Origin of the sequence: Alteromonas algae, assembly GCF_049117195.1 — a bacterium.
Classification (GTDB): domain Bacteria; phylum Pseudomonadota; class Gammaproteobacteria; order Enterobacterales; family Alteromonadaceae; genus Alteromonas.
In genome coordinates this window covers 3112914-3127471 of the sequence record NZ_CP185260.1, presented here as the reverse complement: position 1 = coordinate 3127471, position 14558 = coordinate 3112914, and the positions used below count along the sequence as shown (strand labels likewise).

Here is a 14558-nt window from a genome sequence, read left to right as displayed (position 1 = left end):
CGTTATGCCACACGTTACATTCTATCAGCTTATCGACAGCGACAATGGTGTTGTTGTCCGTGCTAGCGAAGTCATTGCCACAGCATTTGCTAATAAACAAAAAATTAGCGTGCTGTGCGATACACAAGCGCAAGCTGAAGAGGTTGATGAACTACTGTGGCAACTTCCTGCAGAACGCTTTGTGCCGCATAACCTTTTTGGTGAAGGCCCTCACGTAGGGACGCCTGTAGAAATATGTTGGCAACCCGAGCAGGTGGCTCGACGTCAAATGGTCGTGAATGTGGGATCTGGTATGGTCCCATCGCCCAATCAACACCGCCAAATCATCGATTTTGTGCCCGTAGACGACAATGCGAAGCAGGCCGCCCGGGTACGTTATAAAAATTATCAGCAAGCCGGATGCGCGATGCAGTTTAAATCTGCCTAGTGTGAATAATTATCTGGCTTCTACACGAGAGTAAGTTAAGTAATGGATAAAACCTTCGAACCACAGTCCATTGAGCAACAATGCTATGAAAAATGGGAAAACTCGGGCTTCTTTAAAGCGTCAGGCAGTGGCGACCCGTATTGTATTCTGCTTCCACCGCCTAACGTAACCGGCAGCCTTCATATGGGGCACGGTTTTCAGCAAACCATCATGGATGCGCTAACCCGGTATCGCCGAATGAAGGGTGATAATACCCTATGGCAAGTGGGTACTGACCATGCGGGTATTGCGACCCAAATGGTGGTAGAACGCCAATTAAATGCTGAAGGCAAAACTCGTCACGATTTAGGTCGTGAAGACTTTATTAAGAAAGTCTGGGAATGGAAAGAACACAGCGGCGGAACCATTACTGGGCAAATGCGTCGTTTAGGTACCTCACCTGATTGGTCTCGTGAAGTGTTTACTATGGACGACAAGTTATCTGATGCGGTAACCGAAACGTTTGTGAAGCTTCATGAAGAAGGCTTGATTTATCGCGGTAAACGTTTGGTCAACTGGGACCCGGTATTGCACACAGCGGTATCAGATTTAGAAGTACTAAACGAAGAAGAAGACGGCCACATGTGGCACATGCGCTATCCTCTTGCTGATGGTAGTGGCGAGTTAGTGGTAGCCACAACGCGTCCTGAAACCATGCTAGGCGATACCGCTGTTGCGGTACATCCTGATGACGAACGTTATCAAGCTTACATTGGTAAAGATATTAAGCTGCCGATTACTGGCCGCTTAATTCCAGTGATTGCAGATGACTACGTCGACCAAGAATTTGGCACGGGCTGCGTTAAAATTACGCCAGCGCACGACTTCAACGATTACGACATGGGTAAGCGTCATAGCCTACCGATGATCAATATATTAACTGACGATGCGAAAATTAACGATGCGTCGCCAGAGGCCTATCGCGGCCTTGACCGTTTCGACGCACGTAAGCAAATTGTGGCCGACTTAGATGCCCAAGGCGCGTTAGTTAAAATTGAACCGCATAAGCTTAAAGTACCTCGCGGCGACAGAACCGGCGCGGTTATCGAACCTTATCTTACTGACCAGTGGTATGTTGCGGTTGAGTCACTTGCCAAGCCTGCTATTGAAGCGGTTGAAAGTGGCGAGATTCGTTTTGTACCAGAAAATTGGAACAAGACTTACTACCAATGGATGCACAACATTCAAGACTGGTGTATTTCGCGCCAGTTGTGGTGGGGACACCGCATTCCTGCTTGGTACGACGACAATGGCAACATTTACGTAGGTCGTACTGAAGCAGAAGTTCGTGCTAAAAACAGCTTGGGTAACGACATCGTACTTCGTCAAGATGACGATGTGCTCGATACCTGGTTCTCATCTGCACTATGGCCGTTCGCGACTATGGGCTGGCCAGAAAAAACGCCTGAACTAGACACCTTCTTGCCTTCATCGGTATTGGTAACTGGCTTCGATATCATTTTCTTCTGGGTAGCTAGAATGATCATGATGACGAAGAAATTTACTGGCCAAATTCCGTTTAAAGATATTTATATCACCGGGCTTATCCGCGATGAGAACGGCGATAAAATGTCTAAGTCAAAAGGGAACGTACTTGACCCTATCGACCTTATTGATGGTATTGACCTTGAAACGCTGGTGAAAAAGCGTACTTCAGGCATGATGCAGCCAAAACTCGCGGAAAAGATTGAGAAGCGTACACGCAAGCAATTCCCAGATGGTATTCACGCTTATGGCACCGATGCACTTCGTTTTACGTTTGCTGCAATGGCCTCAACCAGCCGTGATATCAACTTTGATATGGCGCGGGTAGAAGGCTACCGTAACTTCTGCAATAAGATTTGGAATGCATCACGCTTCGTGCTGATGAATACCGAAGAACACGATACAGGCCGTGATGGTGGCGAAATGGTATTAAGCATTGCCGATCGCTGGATTTGGGCGAAGTTCCAACAAACCCTTGTTGAGTTTGAAAAAGCATTAGAAGACTACCGTTTCGACATTGCTGCGCATATTGTTTATGAGTTTACCTGGAACCAGTTCTGCGATTGGTACTTAGAACTTACCAAGCCAGTGCTTAGCAACGACGCTAGCAGTGACGCTGAAAAACGTGGCACACGCCATACGTTAATTAACGTGCTGGAAAACTTGCTTCGCTTATTGCATCCGCTAATGCCATTTATTACCGATACTATCTGGCAGCGCGTTGTTCCTTTAAGTGCGCTACAGGTTGAAGACAATGCCAGTATTATGATGCAGGCATTTCCAGTGCAAGATGCCGCTAAACAAGATGAGCAAGTACTTGCCGATATCGAGTGGGTGAAGAAGTTCATCGTGGGTATTCGTAATATTCGCGGCGAAATGGATATTTCTCCAAATAAACCGCTTAATGCCTTACTAAAGAACGTAAGCGATGAAGATAGCCGTCGTTTAGAGGCTGCTAAAGCCTTTTTAGACAAGTTATCTAAGCTTGAAACAGTCACCATCCTTAAAGACGGTGAAGAAGCGCCAGCGAGCGCGACAGCGCTAGTAGGTGAAATGGAAATTCTTATTCCAATGGCGGGTCTTATCGACAAAGATGCCGAGCTTGCTCGCATCACCAAAGCCATGGATAAAGTAGACAAAGACGTTTCACGTACGCGTGGAAAACTGAGTAATGATAAGTTTGTGAGCAACGCACCAGAAGCTGTCATCGAGAAAGAGCGCGCTAAGCTGGAAGAAGGCGAAAAAGCGCTAGCTAAATTAAAAGCGCAATACGACACTATTGCTGCTTTATAATTATCTTAAAAAGTAAGAAAAAGGCTACGTAAGTAGCCTTTTTTATTGCTCGTTTAGAAATTGTCGAAGGGTGCTAATAAGTGCGTTACGCTTTATCGGCTTCGTCAGGTATCCGTTCATACCAGCATCAAAGGCGTTTTGCTCGTCCTCCTTCATTGCGTTAGCAGACAGACCAACAATCGGCAATGTAGCGATGCCTTTTTCTCTTAATGTTTTGGTGGCTTGGTAACCATCCATCAATGGCATTTGAACATCCATCAGTATAAGGTCGTAATGCGGGGCGTTTTTCACTTTTTGCACTGCCTGCTTACCGTCTTCGGCAATATCAAACGTCAATCCGAGCGACGTTAGCATTTCGCCACTGACAAGCTGGTTGATACTATTGTCTTCTACAAGGAGGATATGCCCTTCTAACTTGATGTTATCAAGTAGGGGTAAGCGAGACGGTAATACTGGTGAGGGTTGTTCATTGACCAACGTGTTGATGAAAGCGTCAAACTGGAATGGCGTAAAAGGGTGAATAATTAGCGGGCCTGTCCAGAGCGCCCTGTATTTTTCTTCCAACGCATTTCCCACTGTATCGCCAATTAGGCCTATTTTTTTGCCCTGTGCTCTTAGCGCGTTAAGCCAATGAATATGCTCCCTAAACGTGCTGAACGTTGGAATGTCAAAAAGAATTGTTTCAGGCAGTTCATCGTTTTGCTTAGCTCCACTAATCGTGATGGTCTGTTTGGATGAAATACCAATTTGACGACAATAAGCGATAGGCAATAAGGGCGCGTCACTGACATAAAGTCGCGCTGAAGGCATTTCGGGAAGCCCCTCAAGAACGCCCACTTGTTTTTCACGTACTTTTAAAGGAAGCGTAACCGTAAAGGTGGTTCCTTTGCCTTGTGTAGACGCAATTGATACCGTTCCTGACATCATAGTTACTAACTGGTGCACGATGGCAAGGCCAAGCCCTGTGCCACCATACCGGCGGCTGGTAGACCCATCTGCTTGCGTAAACGGTTTGAAAATACGAGAAAGCTGTTCCTCACTCATCCCTATACCGCTATCTTTCACGGTCAAGACAACGTTAATAAGCGGCGCCTCTTTTTGGAGTGTGCCGTCAAAATCAATATGTATGCTCCCTTCTTCGGTGAACTTAACCGCGTTACTCCCAATATTCATAATAATTTGTGCTAGTCGCAAAGGGTCTCCAATCACCAGTGAAGGAATATGCGGTGATACCGAAAAACGAACTGATAAATTTTTCTCTTTTGCCCGCAGAGCGATAACGGCAATTAAGTTGTCAAACAGCGAGTGCAATGAGAAGTTAACTTCTTCTATTGCTAACTCTCCCGCCTCTATTTTTGAAAAGTCTAAAATATCATTGATAACACTCATTAATATTTGACCAGAGTAGGCGGCTTTCACCAAATATTCTCGAACGGTATCGTTAACAGGCTGTTTTTGCGCTAGTTCGATAAGACCCACAATACCGTTCATCGGTGTGCGTATTTCATGACTCATATTGGCCAAGAACATACTTTTTGATGCTGTTGCTTGCTCCGCTTTTTGCTTAGCTTCCCGTAACGCTTTGTTGAGGTTTTCTAAGGTGGTGTTCATTTCGGTGGCTTCATGCAGAAGTCGTTGGGTTTGGCGGTTTTTTGCGCTAAATACTAACGCAGCTTTTGCAAGTTTACCTACTTCATCCCGGCGTTTGCTAACGGCAAGTTCTCTTACATCTGCACCCTCAGATAATGCATTAAATACCTCAGTGATATTTTGAATAGGGCCTAATACCCGGTAGACGGTATACGCGGCCGCCAAAAGAGACAACGCAATAGCAATAAGAGAAAAGATTTCTTGGCTTGTTTGTGTTTCATCAGCAAGCGTGTTTGTTTGGGAGGCGATGGCATTGGTGCTTTGTGTGACGAGATTTGCCAGCTCTCCGCTAAGGTAAAGAAACTCATTTGCCGAACCGGCCATGACAACGTTAACTAAAAAAAGATTCCCTTGCGTTATCTGCGTTAGACGAAAAAAATCTGAGTTAGCACGGTCTAATAAGCGTGTAGTGCGGTTGTTGATGCGCGTATTGGTATAGGTAATATCGTCTATATCGTCGATGGCTTTTTTAAACGCATCGGCTAAGGACATTTCAGGGCTAATCAAATAATTAAGTACCGCGTTTTCTGCCCGTAATATGTGTGAATACACTAGGGCTAACGTATCATCAGAAATGTCGTTATTGTTATGGGCTTTAGCAAGGTAGCGTTTTAACGCAGTAATATCGGGAAGCGAACCATCAAGTATTAAGTTGTCTCGTTCAGATCTGGCATCTACGACTTGTTTGAAGTTTTCCTGGTACGACGTAAGATGATTACGCATACGGCTGATGATGCGAGGGTCGTTAAACGCTTTTGTAACACGGTCTGATGACTCCAGCACATCGAGCTTGTTCGTTATGGAAAGCATAAGTCGTTCAAATCGCGTAACGGCAGAAGAACTCGCACTTTCCTTAAATATCAGCACATTACGCTGTAGGTCGATGATGTCCCGTTCTAGCGCTTCTACAAGGCTTAAATCGATTACAGATTTACTGATAGACGTAATGCCGTTGCTTAAAACCGCCTGGTTTTCTCTTGCAATAAAGCTTTGCCCTAGCAAAAGCGCGACAAGAGCAAAAAGAACAAGCACTAATTGTACTCTGATTGATGAAAACATTGGCGTTGGTAGTTCCGATCTTAAGACGTTATAAACTCATACCACTTTTGTAAGCTGTACTCATAGGTAGGCATTACGGTATTCCAAACGGCAACGTTACTAAACCTTTTTTCATAACTACCACCACTTCGCTGCTGCCCCTCTTCGACGACTATGTTGCCATCAGTTCCACGCAGTGCTTTTGATGCAGGTTTACCGTCATACCAATAGTCCCATTCGTGCTGTGTTAAATATTGTTTAGAGCGTTCTGGGTTTGAAATATAGTAGCCTTGTTTGGCAATAAAAGCGCCGGGCCAGCCTGATAGCCACCAATTCATGTATTCGTAAGCGACATCTTTGTTTCTGCCTGTAGTCATCGCAGAAAGACACATTACGCCGTGCCATCCTCGATAGCCTTCCTTAGGCGCTGCAAAACGTACAGGGATATTTTGACCATTCAGCATAGACACTGCAGGAGAAAACATACTTTCTATCCTGACCCGCTCGGTTTTCATGAATGCGACCGATTCGGGTACCGATGTCCAAAAGCCACTAAAATGATTCAGTTGCGACAATTCAATTAGCACGCTAAACAGATCATCAAGCTCCTGACGCGTTATTGCCCCAATATCGTTAAATGCAATATAGCCTTTAGCTTGTGCGGCGAGGGCAAGATCAAACAGGCCGATCGTCGGATCGTTAACAATGCCTACTTTACCTGAGAATTGACTATCTAGTAACCACCCCCAGCTTTCTTCTTGGTTGGTCAATTTATTGGGTAATTGAGACGTGTTATAGCCAAAAGAGTCAACATTGTGAACATACGGTAAGAAACTGATAGCGTCGGTATGACCTGTGCCAAGGGTACCGTCTTGCTGTACGTTCAATATTTTGTGTGGCGCATCCCCAGCACCAAGTCTTGCTTGCGGTACGACCTTACCGGTTTTGGTAAGGTCATTAATTTCGTCCCAATATAAAAGCCGCGTTTTTTCTATCGGTTGAATGGCTCTTGAGCGCCAGAGAATATTGATGCTGTTTGACCATTGTTCATATAGGTCGAATGTTGAAGGGTTCGTTGACGCTTTTTGTAACACGGCAGCGCTGCCGCCAGGCTCAAATTCGATATTAATCCCTAAATCTTCCATTGCCCGAATACGTAGAGATTCTTGAAGTGTTACATGCGTACCCATTACGCGAAGTGTAGGCTTGGGTTTTCCTATTGCAAACGGCGTTACACCTGCTGCAATCGTCCACGCTGATGCATGTTTTATAAAGTGGCGCCTAGACACGGAAGAGGGTGCTTTTTCTTTTCTCACACTTATGCCCATATTTTCACAGTCTACTCAGTGTGGCACTAAATCAGCCTCCTTACCAAATGTTCCCCCAAGTAATTTGACAATAAGGAGTAAACTATGTGCCTACTCCTTTAATAACAGCAATGAATGCTTACGGCTTAAAGCGGCGTATAAACATGAATGCCCCTAAGCCAAATAATGCCAACGCCCCCGATGTACCGCCGTACTCCTCAACAACTACCACCGTGTCTTGTACTACGTACTCGTAGTTATTACTTTCTAAGCTTACATAGCTAAGGTCTGCATCATCATAGGCATCCGAAAAAGCAACAAGCTCATCGTTATATGCATCATATAGCTCAATAAGTATATCGTAGTCTCCAGAAGGGAACCCTGATATCAGCTCACTTTCAACGACAAATCCATCCGTAGAATCATCACCGTAAAGCGAAAACTCAGAAGTAACGTGAATGCTTTGATAGCGCTCGTCCTGACCTAGATAGATAACGGCGTATACTGGTACATTGGCAAAAATAGTATCGGCATCAAATTCAACAGTAAACGCTGAAAAATAGCCGTCGTAATCTATGTCTGCATCAAGCGTAACCCAGCTGTCGTAAATCCAATAGTCGGTATTGTTAACCATTGAGACGCTGCTGAACGACTTACTAACATTACTATGCTGCTGCTTTCGTAGTGCTTGTTTATCTTCACTATCGGAAGGTGAAGTTGAAGATAGTGTTCTTGTTGGTATGTATGCAACGTCATTACGATACTCTTTCGCTGACACCGATACGCTTTCTTTACTATCGATAGCGAATACTGAGGCTGATGCGCAGAGCGCAAAAAAGCTAAGTAGTAGGGGGGGTAATACTGAATGTGGGCGTAGCGCGTTCATGATACATCCTTTTCCAATCAAAATGACAAAGCCATTATTGACTGGAAAAGATGAACAAAAGCTGAAGCGTTCCTTAACAGAACGATGTTGCTGCTAATTAGTCGTCGAGGTATTCGCTTTCGTATTCGTCTTCATCATCGCCTCGCGGCATGAAGTAAGTACCCCATCCATCATATTGTACGTCTTGCTTATCGGCTATTTTTAATAGCGCATCGGTATCTTTGTCAAGTTGCACTTGCTCTAATTTACGCTCGATAATGGCGTCGAAACAAAATACGGTACCGCCATCATCTAACATTAGTTCTTCTGCATCGGTTACCTCGAATCCAGCTTTAAATGCATCGACAGCGGCTTTTTCTAGTTTATCAAAATCGCTGCTCGCGAAGTGGTGTTCGATAGTGTAATCGGCATCTGCTTCGCTGCCATCTTCGAGCAGCGCTTCAATCGTCTCTTGATTGAAAGCATACCACTCTTCTCTTTCTTCAAATTGTGTCATAAGTATCTCGAATATAGTTGATGCAGCAAGTTTACCTACTTTTCTCTAATTCAGCGACCTGCGCATCAAGAGATTCAAACTTATGTGCCATTTTTTGATTAAAATAACCCATCCATTCTTTTATGGACTTCTCATCGGTAAGGGCTTCTGGCGCCGCAATATCGATAAGTAATACACCATTATCCCAACGGTTCCATTTTACCTTTTTATGAAGGTTGCTTGCGGTAACCATGACGATGGGTTCATTCGTTGACTTTGCAAGTCTAAAAGCGCCTTGTTTGAAAGGAAGTATTCCTCGTCCATAGCTTCTTGTCCCTTCTGGGAATAACCACACTGACGTTCGCTTTTTCGCAATGCGCTGTGCTGCAATATCAAGCGTATTTCTTGCCTTTCCTGAATTTTTACGGTCAATCATAATGTTGCCAGACAGCCAATAAATTTGCCCGAAGATGGGGATCCACTTAAGGCTTTTCTTACCTATGGTGACCACGCCAGGAAGCGCCGCTTTGCAAATCGTTATTACATCAAAGCTGTTTTGATGGTTGGCAATAAAAACATAAGGCTCATTGATTTTAACGCGCGGGTCTTTTTGGATAACAATTTTTAAGCCTACAATTTTTGCCATTAATGAATAAAGGCGTCCTGCTGCATGCACGTTATCTTTGTGAAACGGGCGAAAAACGCATATTAAAAGCAATGCGATATTTATAACGAGAAACGATAAAAAGAGCGTGGGAACGCGAAATAAAGCTATCAAAGTGGCTCCTGTAAAAAAATGACGGGCGAAGTATAGAATAAGTTTCAGCGTACACTTGTCCGATGAGATTAGGATTATAGATGATTTCACTTTTTCATGTAGTTTTTATCGTCGTTGCCGATAAAAACGAGGTAAGAAGGGTAGAAAATAAAGCGGTTTTCACATCATAGATTTCAAAAATTGCTGGAATGTACGATACTCATCGTTATATAAAAAATTTGCCGCCCCCGCATTACACAAAAACGTAGGCAAAATAACGTATTAACTACTGGTATTTATCAATGCAGACATTTGTCCCTGACGATCTCGAGGAAGATATTCTTTCTGACTTAATGGAAGAAATAAACGAACTTTATGAGTCGAGTGAGCAGACCTTGATTGAACTCGAATTACGTCCTGAGGACAACGAGTTACAACGTGCGTTATTTCGTTCTATCCACACAATAAAAGGGGATTTGGGGTTAGTTAACTTCGGTCCCATGATTCCGCTTCTCCAGCATGTAGAAGACTTACTCGACTTTCTTAGAAAAGGGCAAGTGTCTTACACAAGCACCATGAGTGATCTTGTGTTGCTAACGATGGACAGAGTGAAAGCGTTTGTGGAAGGTGTAATGGCACAGGGTAAAGCCGACTATGACGATACGCTGCACAGTCAACTCGTCATGGCAATAAGCCGTATTACGCCTGATAACGGGAGCGATCATGAAAAATTGCTTACCGAAGCCGTATTATTGCTAAATCCTGCTTTAGATGTGGTTATGAATGAAGATAATCCTGAAAGCATTCAAATAAAACCACCCACACTCGCTACGACCGGTATTCCAAAGGATATGAGTAGTGAGAAAAAGTTAGATGTACTCTTTTTTCGCGACCTAATGCAGACCATCGAGCGACGTTCTGATTACTGGGGAGGCCGTGGCGATAGGATTGCTAAATTAGCAATGTATGTTAATGACATTGCAGGCAACCCAATAGAAGAAGACCAATTAGCCGTAGCTAGCTATGTTCATGACTTCGGTATGGCTTTTATGCCGCTTAAAATTCTTCACAAAGGCGATGCGCTTTCGGATATTGAATTTAATTTAATGCGGTCTCATGTTTATAAGAGTGCACGATTACTAGAGCATCTTGATCAGTGGGACATGGCCAGAAAGATTGTTATGCAGCACCATGAAAGAACCGATGGAACTGGTTATCCTCTCGGGATTAAAGAAGAAGATATTTGTGAAGGCGCTAAGCTTCTTGCCATTGTTGATACGTATGATGCAATGACACATTCAAGAGCCCACACTGAAGGTGAACCGTTATCCAAGAAAGAAGCGGTAATTGAAATAAACCGCAGCGCAAAGGGGCAATTCAGCATGAAATGGGTACGTCACTTTAATCAGGGGATGACTAGCCTGTTTCGAATGGGGCATTAAGTGTGTGCGGCATAACATGTCGTTACCATGCTAATGATTTTGCAAGGGGTAAGAGGGGCAGGTTTCAGGTATCGTCGAGGTGAAACCCTGCGCTTGCCAGCCAACTGACCGCATCACTTTTCTGGCTAAAAATTCTGCGGTGAAAGTGGTCTTCTTTACAATCATTTATGTGAAGGTGTTTGTGTTTTTCAAACAGTAAAAGCTTGGCAGCGCCAGTATCGTTGATGACGGCCTCCTTTTGCATTCCCCAAGAGATGGCGGTTTGGACAATTTCTACCAGCACTTTTTCGCATTCAGGTGTACACAACTCCCAGTCGTTTAGAAGGGTAAGAACACCAAAAGGTGAGCCTTTAAGATGGCGGGCTTTCTCTCGTATTTCTTGTTGATAGGCGAGCGACGTTTCAACATTCCAAGCACCTTCTAGCGTTAACGTAATCGTGTTATTCACGACAAAAACGTTAAAATTACCGTGTTGTTCAAACATGAGCTGCGCACTTCAATGAGCTTAATAGTTAAACTATAGCAAAAGTACGAAAAAAATTGTTTATAAAAAAGCCCGCGGCAAACGGGCTTATTATTCTTCAGTTTATATCGAGTTCTTTTAACTTTCTGGTTAACGTATTTCTTCCCCAGCCAAGACGTTTTGCCGCATCTTGCTTATGTCCATGGGTATGATGTAGCGCTCGTTCTAACATGATTTTTTCAAACGTGTGCATCGCATCGTTCAAGATGTCGTGCTTGCCATCACGCAATTGCTTGTCGGTCCATGATGCGAGAAGCTCAGGCCAGTCGCCTGCTTCGCTGGCTGCACGCTCAATGCTGCCCTCGTTGTGAATTTCAGGTGGTAAATCGCTAGCGAGCACTTCTTGTCCGCTTGCCATGACCGTGAGCCATCTACACACATTTTCTAGCTGTCTTACGTTACCGGGCCATGCCAGTTGTGCCATAACCTTTTCTGCATCTTTGCTTAACGACTTTGCCTCAACATCAAGCTCTTTTGCGGCGCGACGTAAAAAGTGGCGCGCGAGAAGGGGGATATCTTCGCGGCGTTCTGAGAGGGAAGGGATGTGCACGCGAATAACATTTAAACGATGAAATAAATCTTCCCTGAACTTACCATCAGAAACGCGCTGTTCTAGGTTCTGGTGCGTGGCAGCGATAATTCGTACATCAACTGATACCGACTGATGACCGCCCACGCGATAAAATTGGCCATCGGCCAGCACGCGTAATAACCGGGTTTGAACATCAAGGGGCATATCGCCAATTTCGTCTAGGAATAATGTGCCGCCGTTTGCTTGTTCAAAGCGACCCTGTCGCGCGTTCTGTGCGCCAGTAAATGCGCCCTTTTCGTGGCCGAAAAGTTCAGATTCAACTAAATCGGCAGGTATCGCCGCCATATTTAACGCAATAAAAGGCTTGCTTGAGCGTGGGCTATGTCGGTGTAGTGCATGTGCAACCAATTCTTTTCCCGTACCAGACTGTCCGTTAATCAGTACGCTAATAGAGGAGCGTGACAATCGACCTATGGCTCTAAATACTTCTTGCATTGCTGGCGCTTCGCCAATGATTTCAGTAACGCTTTCGTCTTGCTGAACATGTTGGGTATTTGATTGTTCTCTGGCGTGTGCTAATGCGCGTTGTGATAGCGTGACCGCTTCATCAATATCAAACGGTTTTGGTAGGTACTCAAATGCGCCTTTTTGATAAGCATTGACTGCACTATCTAAATCCGAATGCGCGGTCATAATGATCACGGGCATTAACGGGTCTATGCTGTGAACTTCATTAAGCAGTGTCATGCCGTCCATCTGAGGCATGCGGATATCTGAAATAATAACTTCAGGTGATTGTCCACTTTGTAGTTGCAAGAGTAGATCTTGAGGGTTTTCGAAGCATAAGCAGCTTATGTTTGCAGCTTGCAACGCTTTTTGAAGCACCCAACGAATAGAACTATCATCATCGACAATCCATATTGATTCATTCGTCATCGCTTGTCTCCTTGCGCTCTATAGGAATATAAATAGTAAACTCGGTATGGCCAGGGTGACTATCAACGTCTATTTTACCGCCATGATGGTGGATGAGATTTTGAGAAATTGATAAACCTAAGCCGCTCCCCGATTGTTTGGTGCTTACCATCGGGTAAAAAAGTGTATCTCGCACATCAGCGGGTATGCCTGGGCCGTTATCGACAACGGATATCCTTGCGATAAGCGAATGACGTTTGGTTTGAATTGTCATCTGCCGCTCAATTCTTGTGACCAACCTAATTTGGGGGGTTGGCGTTTTATGCTCGTTAAGTGCCTGAACGCTATTACGCACAATATTGAGCACGGCCTGCTGAATCATATCGGGGTCTATCACGAGTTCGGGAATACTGGGGTCGTAATCTCTTATAATAGTGATGGGCGTATCGGCATCAAACCGCATGAGGCTTCGCACCCTCTCTAAGGTTTGGTGTACGTTAGTCACTTCAAACCGAGGTAGTGCGTTTGGACCAAGCAGCCTATCGACCAAATTTCGAAGTCGGTCAGATTGCTCGATGATCATTTTAGTAAATTCTTTTAAGTCACTACTTAGCTCTTTTTCGAGGAGTTGCGCAGCGCCTCTTATCCCACCCAGCGGGTTTTTAATTTCATGTGCTAACCCGCGTATTAACTCTCTCGCCGCGTAATGTTGCGCGTTTTGAAGGTTTTCACGAGAGATACGTTTTTGTTGATCAATCGTTTTCACTTCAAACAACAGGCGTGGGCCCTGGTCTGTTTGTACGTTGGTTACGGTTAAATCTACCATCACATTACGGTTGTCTTTAAAGCTCAACCGCATCTCGTTTTCGGTGAAGTCTTCACCCTTACGCAGCGCCGCTTTTAGCCGTGTTGTTTCTATTGTGTCGGGTAAAAAAAAGTCGGCAAGGTAGTGACCGATAAGTTGTTTCTTACCGGTTTCGAAAAGTGCCTCGCCTGCATGGTTAGCATAAATAATCGTGAGATCGCTATCTACCATGACCAGAGCAACATTAAGGCTATTAATTAAATGCTGTGTTTCTAACTCGGTCGATTGCATCCGAGCTTATCTCCTCCGCACTATTTTAGTGCATTATAGCGCATAACCCAGAAATGGCTGCCCAGATAAAAGCCTGTCAGAATTTCTATGAACCGCTATGGTGCGGGCGTTGCGCTAAGATTGAACGTTAATTACGATTAATGAACACTGAAGCTTGATGTAAAAACAGTGTTTGTTCATCTGACGATGCAAGAGTCTTGCCCTTATTGTCAGTTAGCTCAACCTTAAATTGATGTGCACCTCTATTGACCCCTTTCAACTGGAAAAGGCCGGAATTATTAGTGTCGATAGCTTGTCCATCAAACACGAGGCGGTATCGGCTAGCACGAGGAGAATTAGGTTGTGTTGCACGAATGGTAATATTACCCATGTTGTTACGAATAGTGGCTTCTGGCGCTGGGGAAGCAATAATGACCTTATAGTTCGGCTTTGCTTTGTCAGGCGTTGGTGCAGTGGGCGTTGGGGTAGGAATGGCGGTGACTTGATTTTGAGTTTTTTCGTCGAATTCAAGCGGTTTGGCGTTTTGTGAGGGCACGTCTGTATACACAATAGACCCGTCTTCTCGCTCTACTTTATAAATAGTCGCGGCTTCAGAGGTGTTATCTTGCTGCGCTGCGCCCACCAAAGGCATGAACAGTACTACTGTGAATAAAAACTGACGATGTGTTTTCAACTACCGCTCCTTGCTTTGTC

Annotated in this window: 12 protein-coding genes; 3 read left to right on the top strand and 9 right to left on the bottom strand. The window is 44.5% G+C overall.

Features of this window, described 5'->3' with window-relative positions:
* The first annotated feature begins 4 nt into the window (after nucleotides 1-4).
* Together ACOJRU_RS13975 and ACOJRU_RS13970 are read left to right on the top strand one after the other, a co-directional pair.
* Nucleotides 5-427, top strand: coding sequence for a DNA polymerase III subunit chi (locus ACOJRU_RS13975; RefSeq protein WP_421132352.1), 423 nt, complete (start codon nucleotides 5-7; stop codon nucleotides 425-427).
* 42 nt (nucleotides 428-469) lie between these two features.
* A complete protein-coding gene (locus ACOJRU_RS13970) occupies nucleotides 470-3244 on the top strand; it encodes a valine--tRNA ligase (protein WP_421132351.1) in 2775 nt (924 codons plus the stop codon).
* 42 nt (nucleotides 3245-3286) lie between these two features.
* Here ACOJRU_RS13970 and ACOJRU_RS13965 read toward each other — a convergent pair whose 3' ends face one another.
* The 5 genes from ACOJRU_RS13965 to ACOJRU_RS13945 all read right to left on the bottom strand — a co-directional run bounded on the left by ACOJRU_RS13965 (nucleotide 3287) and on the right by ACOJRU_RS13945 (nucleotide 9378).
* Nucleotides 3287-5953: an ATP-binding protein gene (locus ACOJRU_RS13965; protein WP_421132350.1), complete on the bottom strand. Its 2667-nt coding sequence runs from the start codon at nucleotides 5951-5953 to the stop codon at nucleotides 3287-3289.
* A 20-nt stretch (nucleotides 5954-5973) separates the two neighbouring features.
* Nucleotides 5974-7260, bottom strand: a complete 1287-nt coding sequence (locus ACOJRU_RS13960; RefSeq protein WP_421132349.1) for an ABC transporter substrate-binding protein — start codon at nucleotides 7258-7260, stop codon at nucleotides 5974-5976.
* Between the two features lie 118 nt (nucleotides 7261-7378).
* Entirely contained in the window at nucleotides 7379-8125 is a 747-nt protein-coding gene (locus tag ACOJRU_RS13955; RefSeq protein WP_421132348.1) for a choice-of-anchor H family protein, read from the bottom strand.
* Nucleotides 8126-8222: 97 nt separating this feature from the next.
* Complete coding sequence (rraB, locus tag ACOJRU_RS13950; protein WP_421132347.1) at nucleotides 8223-8621, bottom strand: ribonuclease E inhibitor RraB; 399 nt, start codon at nucleotides 8619-8621, stop codon at nucleotides 8223-8225.
* A gap of 31 nt (nucleotides 8622-8652) precedes the next feature.
* Nucleotides 8653-9378: a 1-acylglycerol-3-phosphate O-acyltransferase gene (locus ACOJRU_RS13945; RefSeq protein WP_421132346.1), complete on the bottom strand. Its 726-nt coding sequence runs from the start codon at nucleotides 9376-9378 to the stop codon at nucleotides 8653-8655.
* 281 nt (nucleotides 9379-9659) lie between these two features.
* Here ACOJRU_RS13945 and ACOJRU_RS13940 point away from each other — a divergent pair, with 281 nt between their 5' ends.
* Entirely contained in the window at nucleotides 9660-10799 is a 1140-nt protein-coding gene (locus ACOJRU_RS13940) for an HD domain-containing phosphohydrolase (RefSeq protein ID WP_421132345.1), read from the top strand.
* A 64-nt stretch (nucleotides 10800-10863) separates the two neighbouring features.
* On the opposite strand, the gene ACOJRU_RS13935 is transcribed toward ACOJRU_RS13940, so the two are convergent.
* The 4 genes from ACOJRU_RS13935 to ACOJRU_RS13920 all read right to left on the bottom strand — a co-directional run bounded on the left by ACOJRU_RS13935 (nucleotide 10864) and on the right by ACOJRU_RS13920 (nucleotide 14538).
* Nucleotides 10864-11283 (bottom strand): hypothetical protein, encoded by a 420-nt coding sequence (locus tag ACOJRU_RS13935; RefSeq protein ID WP_421132344.1) that lies wholly within the window; start codon nucleotides 11281-11283, stop codon nucleotides 10864-10866.
* A 97-nt stretch (nucleotides 11284-11380) separates the two neighbouring features.
* A complete protein-coding gene (gene glnG / locus ACOJRU_RS13930) occupies nucleotides 11381-12790 on the bottom strand; it encodes a nitrogen regulation protein NR(I) (protein WP_421132343.1) in 1410 nt (469 codons plus the stop codon).
* Nucleotides 12780-13865 (bottom strand): nitrogen regulation protein NR(II), encoded by a 1086-nt coding sequence (glnL, locus tag ACOJRU_RS13925; RefSeq protein ID WP_421132342.1) that lies wholly within the window; start codon nucleotides 13863-13865, stop codon nucleotides 12780-12782. The genes glnG and glnL overlap by 11 nt, the downstream gene beginning before the upstream one ends.
* Before the next feature lie 127 nt (nucleotides 13866-13992).
* Entirely contained in the window at nucleotides 13993-14538 is a 546-nt protein-coding gene (locus ACOJRU_RS13920) for a DUF4124 domain-containing protein (protein WP_421132341.1), read from the bottom strand.
* Between the last annotated feature and the right edge of the window lie 20 nt (nucleotides 14539-14558).

What these genes read in the sequence shown, in the direction of transcription:
- ACOJRU_RS13975 (WP_421132352.1), top strand. Translation starts at nt 5, where the DNA reads ATGCCACACGTTACATTCTATCAGCTTATCGACAGCGACAATGGTGTT.
- ACOJRU_RS13970 (WP_421132351.1), top strand. Translation starts at nt 470, where the DNA reads ATGGATAAAACCTTCGAACCACAGTCCATTGAGCAACAATGCTATGAA.
- ACOJRU_RS13965 (WP_421132350.1), bottom strand. Translation starts at nt 5,953, where the DNA reads ATGTTTTCATCAATCAGAGTACAATTAGTGCTTGTTCTTTTTGCTCTT.
- ACOJRU_RS13960 (WP_421132349.1), bottom strand. Translation starts at nt 7,260, where the DNA reads ATGGGCATAAGTGTGAGAAAAGAAAAAGCACCCTCTTCCGTGTCTAGG.
- ACOJRU_RS13955 (WP_421132348.1), bottom strand. Translation starts at nt 8,125, where the DNA reads ATGAACGCGCTACGCCCACATTCAGTATTACCCCCCCTACTACTTAGC.
- rraB (WP_421132347.1), bottom strand. Translation starts at nt 8,621, where the DNA reads ATGACACAATTTGAAGAAAGAGAAGAGTGGTATGCTTTCAATCAAGAG.
- ACOJRU_RS13940 (WP_421132345.1), top strand. Translation starts at nt 9,660, where the DNA reads ATGCAGACATTTGTCCCTGACGATCTCGAGGAAGATATTCTTTCTGAC.
- ACOJRU_RS13935 (WP_421132344.1), bottom strand. Translation starts at nt 11,283, where the DNA reads ATGTTTGAACAACACGGTAATTTTAACGTTTTTGTCGTGAATAACACG.
- glnG (WP_421132343.1), bottom strand. Translation starts at nt 12,790, where the DNA reads ATGACGAATGAATCAATATGGATTGTCGATGATGATAGTTCTATTCGT.
- glnL (WP_421132342.1), bottom strand. Translation starts at nt 13,865, where the DNA reads ATGCAATCGACCGAGTTAGAAACACAGCATTTAATTAATAGCCTTAAT.